The sequence below is a fragment of the Dokdonia sp. Hel_I_53 genome (assembly GCF_007827465.1).
Classification (GTDB): domain Bacteria; phylum Bacteroidota; class Bacteroidia; order Flavobacteriales; family Flavobacteriaceae; genus Dokdonia.
Window position 1 is genome coordinate 2,884,855 of sequence record NZ_VISL01000001.1, and the last position, 14,769, is coordinate 2,899,623.

The window sequence follows — 14,769 nt, forward strand, 5'->3', positions numbered from 1 at the left end:
CTCTTTTTTTATAAAGTTATTTCGCTTTCGCGAAAGCGAAATAAAATATTTATTTTACAATTTCTAGTAATTCCAGTTCGAAGATTAAATCTGCCTTAGGAGGAATGGCACCAGGGTATCCCTGCTCTCCATACCCTAGGTGATAGGGAATAAATAATGTTGCCTTATCTCCTACAGACATTTGTTGTAAACCTTCTTTAAACCCAGCAATGAGTCTAGCCTCTTGACTGTAAACTGCATCCATAGGCTTATATTGTCCTGCTGCGAGCTTGCGTTCATCAAGTTTATCGTTTGCACGCGCTACAGATTCCATACTTGTGTCAAACAATTCACCGGTTGTAAAGTAACCTGCATAATCTACTTTTACCTTTGCTCCAAGTGCTGGTTTTTGACCTTTTCCTTTTTTATCAAAATGTATTTCTAAACCACTAGGAAGCTTTACAAGGTCAACACGCTTTGCGTCTAACTCTGCTTTTTTACCTGAAAATTTCTTTGCTTTTTCAGCTTCTTCTTTTATTTGACGCTCTTCATATGCCGCAAGTTCTGCAGTAAACGTTTCTGCCGCGTTATAATTTGCTACAGCATCCCCTTCACGAATAATGTTTACCTGTTGGATGATTACATCTTCTTTAGGAGTACCAGCACGAGGGTCTTGCATCTCAACAGCTGCAATACTATCTATTACCTCAAGCCCTTGAATAACACGTCCCCATACTGTATGACAACTAACTCTTGGATTTTCACAATTCTTCAACACACCATTTGCGTCATAACCATCTAAGTGAGGAGTTGCTTTATGTGTGATAAAAAACTGACTCCCGTTTGTTCCGTAACCAGAATTTGCCATAGATAGAGTTCCTACTGAGTCATGTTTACGATCAGGACTAAGCTCGTCAAAAAATTTGTATCCTGGACCTCCACGACCAGTACCATCTGGATCACCACCTTGAATCATAAAATCTTTTATAATTCTGTGAAATTTTAATCCGTTATAAAATGGTTTACCTGTAAAAGTAGTATCTGTTAGTGGGTGGGTGCCTTCTGCAAGTGCCACAAAGTTTGCCACGGTTGCCGGAGCATCTTTGTAAAATAACTCAGCAAGCATTGTTCCCTTATCTGTTACAATCTCTGCATATAAACCTTCTTCGATATCTGGATATTTATCATTACACGAAAAAAGTGAAAAAATTACTGCAATTAATAACATACTTGTTTTCTTCATTGTTAAGGATTTAATTAATTTTTTGTTTGGTCTTTGATTTCTAATAATGTGACAGTACTTTGTATTGGTATATTACTACGTATTTTACCGTCTAGCCCGTAATAGCCATAAGCCTTGTGGCTTGGGAATAAAAAGGTTACAGTCTCTCCTTCTTTCATAAGTTTGAGACCTTCTCGTATTCCAGAAATTAACTCTTGATTACTTTGATCTATTTGAGTAACAGTATTTCCTATCTCTTCTTGACTAACGAGTGTTTCACGTTGCAAAGTTGCAATATTGTAATTAAAAAGGACAAGGTCTCCTATTTGAGGAGCACTATTACCTAGAGTATCTTTTTGAATATAGGTATACCAAAATCCATTTGGCGAGGATTCATATACTTTAGAAGTATCTTTTTTTATAAGATTTAGAATTGCTTTTTCCTCTTGAGCAATTAAATCTTTATTTCGTTGTACAGATTTATTTATGTAGGAGCCAGATTTCTGAGAAACGGGCTCTCTTGCAACTTGATCAGCACAAGAAGTAAAAAATATGAAACATATAAAAATTAGTATTCTCATCATGTAAGCTGTTCTTTATATCTAGGTAGTAACGTTTTGAAATGAGCAACAGTCTCTTGAAGTCCCAAATCACTTTTTCCACCAGCTGCGTTGGTGTGGCCGCCACCTTGATAATGGGTTCTGGCAAACTCATTTACAGAAAATGTACCTTTTGATCTTAACGACATTTTAATGATAGAGTCAGATAAATTTTCTATAAATATAACAGCAAATATAATACCTTGTAGTGATAAGCAATAATTTACAAAACCCTCTGTGTCGCCTTTTTGAAAATTGTGATCATCAAGTTCTTTTTGAGACATGGTTATATATGCAGTACGGTACTCTTTTAAAACGACTAGATTGTTTAGAGCAACACCTAATAGCTGTAATTTAGATTCACTATTTGTGTCGTAAATTTTCTCATGGATTTTTGAATTCTCAGCTCCCTTATCAATTAATGACGCTATAACCCGATGGGTGGTTGCCGTGGTTGAAGGAAATCTAAAAGATCCGGTATCTGTCATAATACCTGTATAAAGACAACTAGCCATTTCAGAATCAATCATATCTTGATCTCCTAAGGCTTTGATAAAATGAAATACCATCTCACAAGTACTAGACATGGCAGTATCACTATAAGTGACAATAGCATAGTCTGCGGGCTGCTGGTGATGGTCTATCATTACAAAGGGCGCCTTTACCTGTTCTAATTCATTCTGCAAATCACCAGTACGGGAAAAATGATTAAAGTCGAGTGTAAAAACAAGGTCTGCATTTAAGATGATTTCTTGAGCAATTTCAATATCACGATTGTAATTAACCGCTTGATCATTACCTGGAAGCCATTGTAAGAAATGCGGGTATTCATTAGGTGATACAACAGTTGCTTTATGCCCTTTTTTATTGAGATAGCTAGCAAGAGCAAGAGTACTACCCATGGCATCTCCATCTGGGTTTTTATGTGGTATGATAGCAATGTTTTTTGAGCCACTTAGTAGGCTTTTTGACATTGCAATTTGTTCTTCATTCATAAGTGGCGAATATACGATTTATCGCTTGCTTGGTTTTGGCTTGTTATCAAATATTTAGTAATTTAAATCTGATTAAACTTAATGTTGTCATAATATAGAAAAACTGTATTTTTGCACCCGATTTCAAGAAAGATTATCTTGCTTTCGCCAAAATTTAAATTGAATTTACTAATTGAGTCTCAAATTTATAGGCACTCATAAAATCTAGGTACTTTTATTAGGTATTATCCAGTATGGCAACAAACAGAACTTTTACAATGATTAAGCCTGATGGCGTTGAGAACGGACACATCGGAGCAATTTTAGAAAAAATTACTGCAAGCGGTTTTCGTATTGTAGCAATGAAACTTACGCAAATGACTAAAGCAGATGCAGAGGAGTTTTATGGAGTACACAGTGAGCGTCCATTTTTTGGTGAGCTTGTAGAATTTATGACACGTGGTCCTATCGTTGCTGCAATATTAGAAAAAGAAAATGCAGTTGCAGATTTCCGTACATTGATTGGAGCAACAAATCCAGCAGATGCAGCAGAAGGAACAATTCGTGCATTATATGCAGCTTCTGTGGGAGAAAATGCAGTACATGGATCTGATAGTGATGAGAACGCAGCTATTGAAGGTGCTTTCCATTTTTCTGGACGTGAGATTTTTTAATAAAGGTCTAAACAACTTTTGATATCCTTATAATAGTAAGGACATAAATTTTAAAAGCCTTTCCTTTTTGGAAAGGCTTTTTTGTTACGCTAAACTCTTAATTCTTTTTAAAATAGGTCAATTTTAGAAGTGATGGTAGAGATGCTATTAGTCAGTAGTTTATGTAATAAAATATGATTAAAATTTTACAATAACTATATATTAATGTATTGTATAATTTATTCATAAATAATACCTACTTTTGCACCGCTTAAAATAAGGCATTAATACAACCCATTATGGACGTAAGGAATATCGCGATTATCGCCCACGTAGACCACGGTAAGACAACCTTGGTTGACAAAATTATGTATCACTGTGAAACCTTTAGAGAAAATGAATCTAAAGGAGAACTTATATTAGATAATAATGATCTTGAGCGTGAGCGTGGGATTACCATTACTTCTAAGAATGTTTCTGTAATGTACAAAGGAACAAAGATTAATATTATAGACACTCCTGGTCACGCCGATTTTGGTGGAGAAGTAGAGCGTGTACTTAATATGGCAGATGGTGTTTGTCTTCTTGTTGATGCTTTTGAAGGACCAATGCCACAAACACGCTTTGTTTTGCAAAAAGCTATTGACTTAGGACTTAAGCCTTGTGTGGTTGTTAATAAGGTAGATAAAGAAAATTGTACACCTGAGGAGGTACATGAAAAGGTTTTTGACCTAATGTTTGAATTAGGAGCAGAAGAATGGCAGTTAGATTTTCCAACAGTTTATGGTTCAGCTAAGAATAACTGGATGTCAGACGATTGGAAAAAAGAGACAGATTCTATTGAGCCTCTTTTAGAAATGGTAATGGAGCACATCCCTGCACCAAAAATAGAAGAAGGTAATACACAAATGCTTATTACTTCTCTTGACTTCTCTTCTTTTACTGGTCGTATTGCGATAGGTAGATTAAATCGTGGAGAGCTTAAAGAGGGCATGCAAGTTTCATTAGTAAAACGTGATGGAACAATTAAGAAAACAAGAATTAAAGAATTACATATTTTTGACGGTTTAGGTCGTGTGAAAGTTGAAAGTGTTCAAGCTGGAGATATTTGTGCAATAGTAGGTCTTGAAGGTTTTGAAATAGGTGATACCGTTGCCGATTTTGAAAATCCAGAAGGGCTCGCAACCATAGATATTGATGAGCCTACTATGAGTATGCTTTTTTCAATTAATGATTCACCATTTTTTGGAAAAGATGGAAAATTTGTTACTTCACGTCATATTAAAGAGCGCTTAACTAAAGAATTAGAAAAGAATCTTGCCCTTCGTGTTAATGATACAGATAGTGCAGATAAATTTTTAGTTTATGGTCGTGGTGTCATGCACTTGTCTGTTTTAATTGAGACAATGCGTCGTGAAGGGTATGAACTTCAAATAGGTCAGCCTCAAGTTATCATTAAGGAGATTGACGGGGTAAAGTGCGAGCCTATTGAAGAACTCACAATTGATCTTCCAGAAAGTGTATCTGGTAGAGCAGTAGAGTTTGTTACTATGCGTAAAGGAGAAATGCTTTCAATGGAGGCTAAAGGTGACCGTATGGTGATTGAATTTTTAATTCCATCTAGAGGAATTATTGGTTTACGTAACCAACTTCTCACTGCAACTGCAGGTGAAGCAATAATGGCTCACCGTTTTAAAGAATACCAGCCATTTAAAGGAGATATTCCAGGACGTATTTCTGGATCATTAGTTTCTATGGAAAACGGAACAGCAATACCTTACTCAATTGATAAACTTCAAGATAGAGGTAAGTTTTTCGTATCCCCAGGAGAAGATATTTATGAAGGTCAAGTAATTGGTGAGAATTCTCGTCAAGATGACATGAATATAAATATTACCAAAGCTAAGAAGCAGTCTAACGTACGTTCATCTGGTGCAGATGATAAAGCAAAGATTGTTCCTGCTATAAAATTCTCATTAGAGGAAGCATTGGAATATATTCAAAAGGATGAGTATGTTGAAGTTACACCTAATCACTTAAGATTACGTAAGATATACCTCAAAGAAGTTGATCGTAAGCGTAATAAAATTGCTTAATAAAAGTAACTTCTTTATATAATTTAGAACCCCACTCGAGTAGAGTGGGGTTTTTCGTTTGTAGCCAGAGTATTTTTCTAGGTTATAATATTCTGCTTTGAGAATACATACTATATTGTAGATTGTATTATTTTAGAGTCACCATTATTAAAAACATTAAAATCTATACCGTTAATAAATATTCAAGTCGCGATAAACAAGATTGGGATAATTTTATCTCAAACTCAAGAAATGCTACATTTTTACATTATCGTGATTTTATGGAGTATCACTCCGATAGATTTGACGATCATTCACTAGTTGTAAAGAAAAAAGGTAGTATAATCGCGGTTATGCCAGCAAATATCATGGACAACACATTATACAGTCATCGGGGTTTGACTTATGGTGGACTCCTGCTTTCGCGAAAGCAAAAACTTAAAGATGTTTTAGAAATTTTCTTGCAGGTTTTAAATTACCTATCTGAAATACAAATCTCTACGCTAAAGGTGAAGTTAGTTCCTTCATTCTACGCTCAAGAAGCTAGTTCAGAACTTCAATATCTAATGCAGTTAGTAAATGCAGAATGTGTCAAAGTAGAAACTGCTTCAGTGATAGACTATAGAAACACGTTTTCCATACAAACTAATAGGATAGAGGGTGTGAAAAAAGCCGACTCAAATGGGCTATTACTAATTGAAGAAAATAACTTTGGTGAATTTTGGAGTAAAATTTTAATTCCTAACCTTAAGCAAAGATTTCAAGCAAAACCAACTCACAGCCTAGAAGAAATTCAACGGCTCAGTGAACGCTTTCCTAAACATATTAGACAATTTAACGTTTACCATGATAATAAGCTTGTAGGTGGCGCAACTATATTTGAAACTAAAACAACCGCACACGTTCAATATATTTCTGGAAATGATGATAAACAAAAATTAGGAACCCTGGATTATCTCTTTCACAATCTGATTACAGAAATTTTTGCGCATAAATGGTATTTTGATTTTGGAACATCAAACGAAAATAATGGGAAGCAGATTAATGCCGGTCTCACGTACTGGAAAGAAAGTTTTGGTGCTAGAACTATGCTTCAATATCAATATGCAGTACAGACCAAGAATCACTCACTTCTAAATAATGTGTTGGTATGATTCCGTTTCTCGATTTAAAAAAATTAAATAAACCTTACCAAGACAATTTCAAATCCTACTTTTCGAGGTTTTTAGACAGTGGCTGGTTTGTTTTAGGAGAAGAAGTAGAAAATTTTGAAAATGAATATGCTGCATATTGTGGAACTACGCATTGTATAGGCACAGCAAATGGTCTCGATGCATTACGAATAATTTTTGAAGGATATAAAATCCTAGGAAAAATTAAAGCTGGAGATCATGTTCTTGTGGCGAGCAATACTTATATCGCAACAATTCTGGCCATAAAGCAAGCTGGTCTTATTCCAATATTGGTTGAAGCTTCCTTGGAGACATTTAATTTTGACCTTGAAGACTTAAAAAGAAAAATAACAAGCCAGACTAAGGTAATACTCCCTACTCATCTGTACGGTTTGCTGGCAGATATGGATAGGGTTTCCGATTTCGCGAAAGCGAACCAACTCTTAATCGTTTCAGACTGCGCCCAGTCTCATGGGGCGAGAGACAAGCATGGAAACAGAAGCGGATCACTTGCTCATGCTGCTGCACATAGCTTTTATCCAACCAAAAATCTAGGGGCACTAGGAGACGGCGGTGCTGTGACAACCAGCGATGAGCAACTTGCTAAAATAATATCTCAGTATCGTAATTATGGTTTTAGAAAACGATATGTGGCGCAATACGCTGGAGTAAATTCCCGCTTAGATGAACTACAAGCGGGTTTTTTGAGAATTAAACTCAAAGATCTTGATGCTCTTAATCAGAAACGTAAAGCCATCGCCATGCGATATTTCTCTGAAATTGACAATGAACACATTATTTTATCAAAATACAATGAAAAGGAAGATCATGTTTTCCATTTATTTGTAGTGCGCTGTAAACATCGTGATTTGTTGCAAGAATATTTGAGCAAAAGAAAAATCACAACTATTATTCACTATCCGGTTCCTCCTCATAAGCAAGAAGCACTCTCAGAATTGAATGGATTATCGTTTCCAGTTTGTGAGCAAATACACGATGAGGTATTGAGTATTTCTACAGATCCAAATCTAACACAAGCAGAAGTCTCGACAATAATTAATGCTTTAAAAGAATTTACATGCTAGGGAAACTGCGACAAAGTTTTGCTAGTAACGTATTATTAAAGGTTACTTCTCTCAACAGTATTGCTGTTTTTATTCAAATTATTGGAGGGTTAATTACTTCAAAACTAATTGCTATTTATTTAGGAGAACGTGGAATGGCATTACTTGGCTATTTGCGTAATTTTCTTACGAGTACTCAAGCTGTAGGAAGTCTAGGCTACACAAATGGAATTGTAAAATATGTGGCTTCTAAAGAAGAAGATCATCTTTTTAGAAGATTGATTTCTACAGCTATCATATCAAGTGTGTTCATATCTGTAGTACTAGCGATAATATTATATGTAGGTTCAGATTTTTGGAACGATTACATTTTTGATGGAGAGGAGGGCTATTCTTTTGTTTTTAAAAGTCTTGCAGTAGCAATCCCATTTATTACTATTAATGGAATCTTGATGGCTGTTATTAATGGTCAATCTGCCTATAAAAAAGTAATTTGGATACAGATAGCTACAAACCTTATGGCGATCGCGATCGCTGTATATTTTATAATCAATTTTGGTATTGAGGGAGCGTTGCAAGCACTAATTATTAGTCCAGCAATTGCCTTGCTAATCACACTATTTATAATTGGGAAAGAGAGTGCTATTTTAAAAAAAATAACCTTTAACTTTTCTTCTCAAGCCTTTAAAAAATTAAGTTCTTACACTATAATGGCTCTGTTTTCAATGGTAGTTTTGCCACTTGTTTATATCGCCATTAGAAATAAAATAGTAGAAGTAGATAACCTGACACAGGCGGGATATTGGGATGCGATGTCACGTATTTCTGACTATTATCTAAAATTTGTTGCTACAGTAATGACACTATATATATTACCACAGCTTGCAAAAACAAACTCTATTCAAGGCTTTAGAAAAGAGATTTTTACTTTTTATAAAACGATTCTACCTATTTTTGGAATAGGGCTCGTGATTATCTTTCTCGCACGTAACTTTATCATACAACTATTATTTACTCAAGACTTTTTACCCATGGAAAATTTGTTCAAATGGCAACTGCTAGGAGACTTTTTCAAAGTGGCCTCCATTGTCATTGGGTATCAGATTATAGCTAAAAATAATTTAAAGCTATTTTTAATTACTGAAATCATTTCACTCTTAGTAATTTATCTCTCGGGAATGTATTTTGTAAATCATTATGGTTATGAGGGAGCCAGTATAAGCCATTGTTTGAGCTATTTTGTGCATTTACTAGTATTACTGTTTATATTTAGAAAACCTCTTTTCGGGAAAATCACAGAAGCACGTGCTTAAACTAGGAATTATCATACAAAGCTTCCGGATTTGGAAGTATAAATTACTCTCAACTAATGAGTCAATTGAGGGAGCTGCCATATTGCACCAACCTGCTCAAATTAATGGAAAAGGCCATGTACGCTTTCGCGAAAGCGTACACATAGGTGTCACAAATTCGCCTCAATTTTATAATACATACGCTTATATTGAAGCGAGGCAAATGGGTAGTGAAATTACTTTTGGGAGCAATGTGGCGATTAATAATAATTTTTGTGCCATTGCAAATGAATCTTATATTCACATAGGAGACAATACAACCATAGGGATGAATTGTGCTATATACAATTGCAATTTTCATAGCCTAGATCCTGAAAAAAGAAGACTAGAGACAGGAGAAAGTACACCTGTCATTATCGGGAAAAACGTTTTTATTGGGAATAATGTGAGTATTTGGAAGGGTGTCACTATAGCTGATAATGTTGTGATTCCAGCGGGTAGTATAGTGACAAAAGATATCGCTAATTAAATTCGCTAATTATTATTCCACACGTCAAGATATTGTTGAGCAATAGTGATGTAATTGTGTTGTTCCTCAATAAATGCTCTTGCATTTTTACTAATATTATCCAGTTTTTCAGGATGTTCAATTAGGGTTTCTAAACTTTTAACGAGGTCTTCAACGCTTGGTGTTGCATCTATGGCAACAGTGTGATCTAAATTATGATATTTTAAAAAATGTTTTCCTGCGCCCGTAAAAACTACTTTTCCCTTTGCCATAGCCTCAAGTGCATTATAACCTTGATCGTGGGAGTATATTTGATCTAAAAGGATATGAGAGTCATTATAGGTTTTGATATATTCTGTATAAGGCAGGCTTTCTACAGTAATGACAGAAACTTTGTTAGGATATTTTTTCTGAATAATATCGAGCGCGGCTTCAAAAAGATCATTTCCTTTTTTAAAATAATTTGTCCGATTTATACCATGAAAGATCCTAATTTCCCCAGTTATGTTTAAAGACTTATAGGGTAAAATGTCAACATTAATCGGATTAGGAATAAGACCCAAATATTTTGGATGGTTTACAAGAGGTAAGTGATAATCCATATCTGTAGAAATTACTCCATCTATTAACTCGTATAGCTCCTCGCTTAATTTTTTATACTCTGGTTTGAGGTATTTAAGTGTAGGGTAAAACGAGTTTTCCTCAATTTTACCCTCTTTATAAGGAGTAGCAATAGTGTAGAGTAATTCGTTAGAAAATGCATGGGTCACACTTATATGATCCGTCCCACAAGAGAGTAGAAATAGTTTTTTATTATGTTCTTTGAGGAATTTGGCTGTTTCTAGTTCAAGTTCTGGAGTAGTTTGAAAACTAGATTCATTAATCAATTGTACAACATCATAGCCTGAGAGTTTTGATTTATGCTTTTGAAATTTTCCTCGTAGATCTACAGCTGCAATATCAATTGTAGTGAGTTTGAGGATCGCAAGTCTGAGTTTTTTTTTCAATCCTTTTTGAAACCCGAGTTTAAGGGTTATATCTACAGGATAATTTTTGAAACCGTCACCAGAGCCTACAATGGTCACTTGATGACCTAAACCTAGCAACCCTTCTTTTAATGAGTTGTGTAAACGACTATATTCGCCTATAAGTAAGATGCGCATTTGCTATATTTGATAGACTTTAAAATTACTTCTCTTGCCGAAAGATACTCATAAAAAAATTGCGTTAGTCACTATTTCACTATCTGGAGGAGGAGCAGAGCGGTCTACAGCAATGCTTTCTAGAATGCTCGTAAGTCAAGGATTTAAAGTCCATATTATTACCCTTAATGATGAGGTTAGTTACGAGTATGCAGGTGTGCTTTATAATATGGGCTTAGAAAAAAATAAGGGAGATAATTTTTTAAAGAGAATCGCCAGATTCATGAATTTATCTAAGTATTTAAAGAATGAAAACTTTGATTTTATAATTGACAATAGAAGTAGGAACAATGTTTTAAAGGAGTGGATTTACCTTCATTACATCTATAGAAATCATAATTTAATTTATGTAAATCATAGTTCACTATTGTCTAATTATTTTACTTCCAATCAGCGTTTGTCAGAAAAAATGGCTCACTCAGCAGTTGGGTTGATTGGTGTTTCACAGCACATCACGGAAGCTATTAATTCGAATTTTAAAGTTAAGAAAGCGAAGACGATTTTTAATCCCATTGAAAACGTCGAAACAATAGAGCATATTGATTCCAAACATCCATATTTCATCTTTGTGGGACGAATTGAAGATAAGGTGAAGAATTTAAGTTTGTTAATACACGCTTTCGCGAAAGCAAAAAAAGAAAATTACCATTTGAGAATCTATGGTGATGGAAGTGATAAAAATAAAATGCATCAATTAGTAAAGACGCTGAACATGGAATCTCGCATAAAGTTTTATCCATTTCAACAGGATATCACAAATGAAATAGCATCAGCTAGAGCATTATTACTTACGAGTCATTATGAAGGTTTTCCTCGCGCCTTAATAGAATCATTAAGTGTAGGTACTCCAGTCATATCTGTTAACTGCGTTAGTGGCCCAGCCGAAATAATTACGAATAATCACAACGGTTTGCTGGTTGAAAATCACAATGAGGACAAGTTTTCTAACGCAATCGAATCTTTTATCTTTGATGAGCAGCTCTATATGAACTGTAAGTCTAATGCAAAAAATAGTGTTTCACATTTATCACTAGTTAAGATAGCACAGGAGTGGAGCAATTATATTACTAGTTTATGATAGAAAAATCACTCGTACATTGGATAGACATACCAAGAATAACTGATCCACGTGGTAATCTTGCTGTGATTGAAGGCACAACGATACCTTATAAAATAGAGCGTGTGTATTATTTGCATGATGTGCCTAGTGATGCTTATCGTGGAGGTCATGCGCACAATGAATGTCAAGAATTGCTTATTCCAGTTAGTGGTAGTTTTGAAGTGCTTCTCGATAATGGAAATTGCCAAGAAAGAGTGACGCTCAATAAACCAAATAAAGGATTACTTATCAATAAAGGAATATGGAGGGAGCTAGATAATTTTTCTTCTGGTGCAGTATGTTTGGTACTGGCTTCTCATGAGTTTGATGAAGGTGATTATATACGTGATTTTAATAATTTTAAGGAATCAAAATGAGGAGAGTCTAATTCCAAGTTTTTCTAATCCGCCTTGGGTTTTTAAAGCCATTTTAAGCATCGATATAGGTAAACCTACGAGCCATCGCTGCCTCCGGGTAAGATTTTTTTTATCTAAATTTTTTAAATAATCTTTTGCTTGCTGTTTCTCTCCCCATAATCTAGCTCTTAAGGTTAATGAATATCGATTTAAGTCTAAGTACTTTTTGAGGGCTTTATTTTCTTTTTCTTCTTCTTTAAATTTATTTAATTTTAAACAATCTTTTGTTGATTTGATACTTTTATAAAGGCTCTTAGGGGCAAATTTATAAATAACGAGTGGAGTAGTAGAAAATGCAATCCTATATGCAAGACCTATACGTATCCAAAGATCTGTATCTTGACCACTCTTTATTGTAGGATCATAATTGCCTATGTTGTTAAAGACTTCGCGGTGTAGGGTAGTAGAACTGCTGTGTAGGACACATTGTTTAAAACTACTTTTGAAAAAGTCTAAATCTAACATTTTTGTGTTTCCGGCTGTTGAAAAACTATAGTTGCATAGCGAGCTACTATTTTTTGTTTCTCGTATTAACTGTGCAGTAAAAACGCGGTGATTTTTAAAAGCTTTTATAAGGGCCATCATTTCTTTTAAATAGTCAGGTTTCCATAAATCATCTCCATCAAGCAATGAAATATAATCTCCTTTAGCGATATTAATACCGATATTCCTAGCAGCCCCTGCACCCACATTTTTATCAAGAAGGATATATTTTATTTTTTTTTTAGATATAGAATTGATAATCTCATCACTACGATCAGTAGAAGCGTCATTTACCACAATAATTTCATAATCTGTAAATGTCTGACGTAAGACACTATCTAAGGTCTCCTTAATATGGGACGCTTTATTATAAACAGATATGATGACGGAAAATTTAGGCAATTTCAGTTTGTTTTATCTTAACTAAAGATACATCATAGAGAATTGAAATATTAAATAAAAATCTTTGTTTATTTGTGATAGGTAGGTAAATACGAATTTTTAAAATTTTAAATCTTATAACACTTTCTATAATTATACCCGCATGGAATCAACTCGCATTACTAAAAAAGTGTGTGGATTCCATTATGAATCAATCTTTTACGGAGTATGAAGTTTGGATTATTGATGGAAATTCTACGGATGGTTCTAAAGAGTATTTAAAATTATTGCCCTCTCAGTATAAGTGGATTTCAGAAAATGATACAGGCATTTATGAAGCAATGAATAAGGGAATAAAGAGATCAAAAGGTGATTGGCTTTACTTTTTGGGTACAGACGATGTTTTATATGACACTGAAGTATTCTCAAAAGCATCAAAACACTTTAATAGTAATGACAAGGTAGTTTTAGGGAGCATTGTGATGAATGACCAAAGTAATTCGCTAAAAACAAATAACCATAGGGTACTGTCCTCAAATTTAACTAGATTGTTATGGTTTAAAAATACAGTTCACCATCAGGGAGCTTTTTATCATAAGAATGTTTTTGAAAATAATATGTATGATGAGTCCTTAAAAGTGCTGGGAGATTATAAAATCAATTTAAAGCTTTTTATAGAAAAAAAATCTTTTAAGAAAATTGATTTAATCATTGCGAAATGCGGCAATAATGGTATTTCAAAAAAATATAATTGGTCTTTATATAAAGAAGAAATAGCTATAAAAAGTGAACTAAGCTCTTTTGTCATAAGACCCTTTTATCTTGTGATAGCTTTTTTGAAATATTGTTATAAAAATAGATAGTTTAGACGGTTTTTTGTACCACTTCAAATATTTTGTTTCCATCACATTTTAGTGTTTTTGATGGATATTTTAGAAGTAAGGCATAGTCATGAGTAGCCATTAATATAGTATTTCCATTTTTATTAATTTCTTGCAGAACCTCCATGATTTCAACGCTTGTTTGAGGATCAAGATTTCCTGTAGGCTCATCTGCAAGAATAAGTTCTGGGTCATTAAGAAGTGCTCTTGCAATGGCAACACGTTGTTGCTCTCCACCAGATAACTGATAAGGATATTTAAATCCCTTACTTTTCATACCCACTTTATCAAGTACGGCTTCTATTTTAGAATCAATAGCGACTTTTTCCTTCCATCCAGTTGCTCTCAAAACAAATCGTAAGTTATCATTAATGGTACGATCATTAAGTAACTTGAAATCTTGAAAAACAACACCTAGCTTACGACGTAAAAAAGGTATTTGTTTTTCTTTAAGACCGTTGAGGTCAAAACCTACAATACTACCCTTGCCTTCGTTAAGGGGAAGGTCACCATATAAGGTTTTCATAAAACTACTCTTTCCTGATCCTGTTTTACCAATGAGATATACGAAATCACCTGATTCTATAGTAACATTTACTTCAGATAGAATTAGATTTTCCCTTTGGTAAATTGCAGCGTGTGAGAGTTGTAATACAGGTTGAGCCATTATATAGATTTTCTAGATGTCAAAGTAACGCAATTTTAAGCAGCGCCGCAAAGCAGATACCTTTGAAATAATATTAATGAGCTATAAAAAAATGAATAGTTG

15 protein-coding genes are annotated in these 14,769 nt (G+C 34.3%); 9 read left to right on the forward strand and 6 right to left on the reverse strand.

The window, feature by feature from the left end; translation table 11 throughout:
* Positions 1-49: 49 nt before the first annotated feature.
* From OD90_RS12870 to OD90_RS12880, 3 genes are read right to left on the reverse strand one after another with little or no spacing between them, the layout of a single operon-like run.
* Positions 50-1,222: a peptidylprolyl isomerase gene (locus tag OD90_RS12870; protein WP_144669559.1), complete on the reverse strand. Its 1,173-nt coding sequence runs from the start codon at positions 1,220-1,222 to the stop codon at positions 50-52.
* A gap of 14 nt (positions 1,223-1,236) precedes the next feature.
* Entirely contained in the window at positions 1,237-1,785 is a 549-nt protein-coding gene (gene gldI, locus OD90_RS12875) for a gliding motility-associated peptidyl-prolyl isomerase GldI (RefSeq protein WP_261374521.1), read from the reverse strand.
* Positions 1,782-2,795 carry a DHH family phosphoesterase gene (locus OD90_RS12880; protein ID WP_144669560.1) on the reverse strand — a complete coding sequence of 338 codons (1,014 nt, stop codon included), beginning with the start codon at positions 2,793-2,795 and terminating at the stop codon, positions 1,782-1,784. The genes gldI and OD90_RS12880 overlap by 4 nt, the downstream gene beginning before the upstream one ends.
* A 233-nt stretch (positions 2,796-3,028) precedes the next feature.
* On the opposite strand from OD90_RS12880, the gene OD90_RS12885 reads away from it, so the two are divergent.
* The 6 genes from OD90_RS12885 (at position 3,029) to OD90_RS12910 (ending at position 9,559) form a co-directional block, all read left to right on the forward strand.
* Entirely contained in the window at positions 3,029-3,448 is a 420-nt protein-coding gene (locus tag OD90_RS12885) for a nucleoside-diphosphate kinase (RefSeq protein ID WP_144669561.1), read from the forward strand.
* A 278-nt stretch (positions 3,449-3,726) separates the two neighbouring features.
* Positions 3,727-5,523, forward strand: a complete 1,797-nt coding sequence (gene typA / locus OD90_RS12890; protein WP_261374522.1) for a translational GTPase TypA — start codon at positions 3,727-3,729, stop codon at positions 5,521-5,523.
* Between the two features lie 260 nt (positions 5,524-5,783).
* Positions 5,784-6,656 carry a GNAT family N-acetyltransferase gene (locus tag OD90_RS12895; RefSeq protein WP_261374523.1) on the forward strand — a complete coding sequence of 291 codons (873 nt, stop codon included), beginning with the start codon at positions 5,784-5,786 and terminating at the stop codon, positions 6,654-6,656.
* Positions 6,653-7,759 carry a DegT/DnrJ/EryC1/StrS family aminotransferase gene (locus OD90_RS12900; protein ID WP_144669563.1) on the forward strand — a complete coding sequence of 369 codons (1,107 nt, stop codon included), beginning with the start codon at positions 6,653-6,655 and terminating at the stop codon, positions 7,757-7,759. Before OD90_RS12895 ends, OD90_RS12900 begins: the two co-directional genes overlap by 4 nt.
* Positions 7,753-9,051, forward strand: a complete 1,299-nt coding sequence (locus tag OD90_RS12905; RefSeq protein ID WP_144669564.1) for an O-antigen translocase — start codon at positions 7,753-7,755, stop codon at positions 9,049-9,051. Before OD90_RS12900 ends, OD90_RS12905 begins: the two co-directional genes overlap by 7 nt.
* Complete coding sequence (locus tag OD90_RS12910; RefSeq protein WP_144669565.1) at positions 9,044-9,559, forward strand: DapH/DapD/GlmU-related protein; 516 nt, start codon at positions 9,044-9,046, stop codon at positions 9,557-9,559. Before OD90_RS12905 ends, OD90_RS12910 begins: the two co-directional genes overlap by 8 nt.
* Before the next feature lie 5 nt (positions 9,560-9,564).
* On the opposite strand, the gene OD90_RS12915 is transcribed toward OD90_RS12910, so the two are convergent.
* Positions 9,565-10,701, reverse strand: a complete 1,137-nt coding sequence (locus tag OD90_RS12915) for a glycosyltransferase (RefSeq protein WP_144669566.1) — start codon at positions 10,699-10,701, stop codon at positions 9,565-9,567.
* A 34-nt stretch (positions 10,702-10,735) separates the two neighbouring features.
* On the opposite strand from OD90_RS12915, the gene OD90_RS12920 reads away from it, so the two are divergent.
* Together OD90_RS12920 and OD90_RS12925 are read left to right on the forward strand one after the other, a co-directional pair.
* Positions 10,736-11,818: a glycosyltransferase gene (locus OD90_RS12920; protein WP_144669567.1), complete on the forward strand. Its 1,083-nt coding sequence runs from the start codon at positions 10,736-10,738 to the stop codon at positions 11,816-11,818.
* Positions 11,815-12,216, forward strand: a complete 402-nt coding sequence (locus tag OD90_RS12925) for a sugar 3,4-ketoisomerase (RefSeq protein ID WP_144669568.1) — start codon at positions 11,815-11,817, stop codon at positions 12,214-12,216. Before OD90_RS12920 ends, OD90_RS12925 begins: the two co-directional genes overlap by 4 nt.
* Here OD90_RS12925 and OD90_RS12930 read toward each other — a convergent pair.
* Positions 12,208-13,140 carry a glycosyltransferase family 2 protein gene (locus OD90_RS12930; RefSeq protein ID WP_186434769.1) on the reverse strand — a complete coding sequence of 311 codons (933 nt, stop codon included), beginning with the start codon at positions 13,138-13,140 and terminating at the stop codon, positions 12,208-12,210. The two genes, OD90_RS12925 and OD90_RS12930, sit on opposite strands and share 9 nt — an antisense overlap.
* A 134-nt stretch (positions 13,141-13,274) precedes the next feature.
* Here OD90_RS12930 and OD90_RS12935 point away from each other — a divergent pair, with 134 nt between their 5' ends.
* The gene (locus tag OD90_RS12935; RefSeq protein WP_261374538.1) at positions 13,275-13,982 is read left to right on the forward strand and encodes a glycosyltransferase; all 708 of its coding nucleotides are present in this window, start codon (positions 13,275-13,277) and stop codon (positions 13,980-13,982) included.
* A 1-nt stretch (position 13,983) separates the two neighbouring features.
* Here the strand turns inward: OD90_RS12935 and OD90_RS12940 are convergent, their stop codons facing one another.
* Positions 13,984-14,667, reverse strand: a complete 684-nt coding sequence (locus OD90_RS12940) for a cell division ATP-binding protein FtsE (RefSeq protein WP_144669571.1) — start codon at positions 14,665-14,667, stop codon at positions 13,984-13,986.
* Positions 14,668-14,769: the final 102 nt, after the last annotated feature.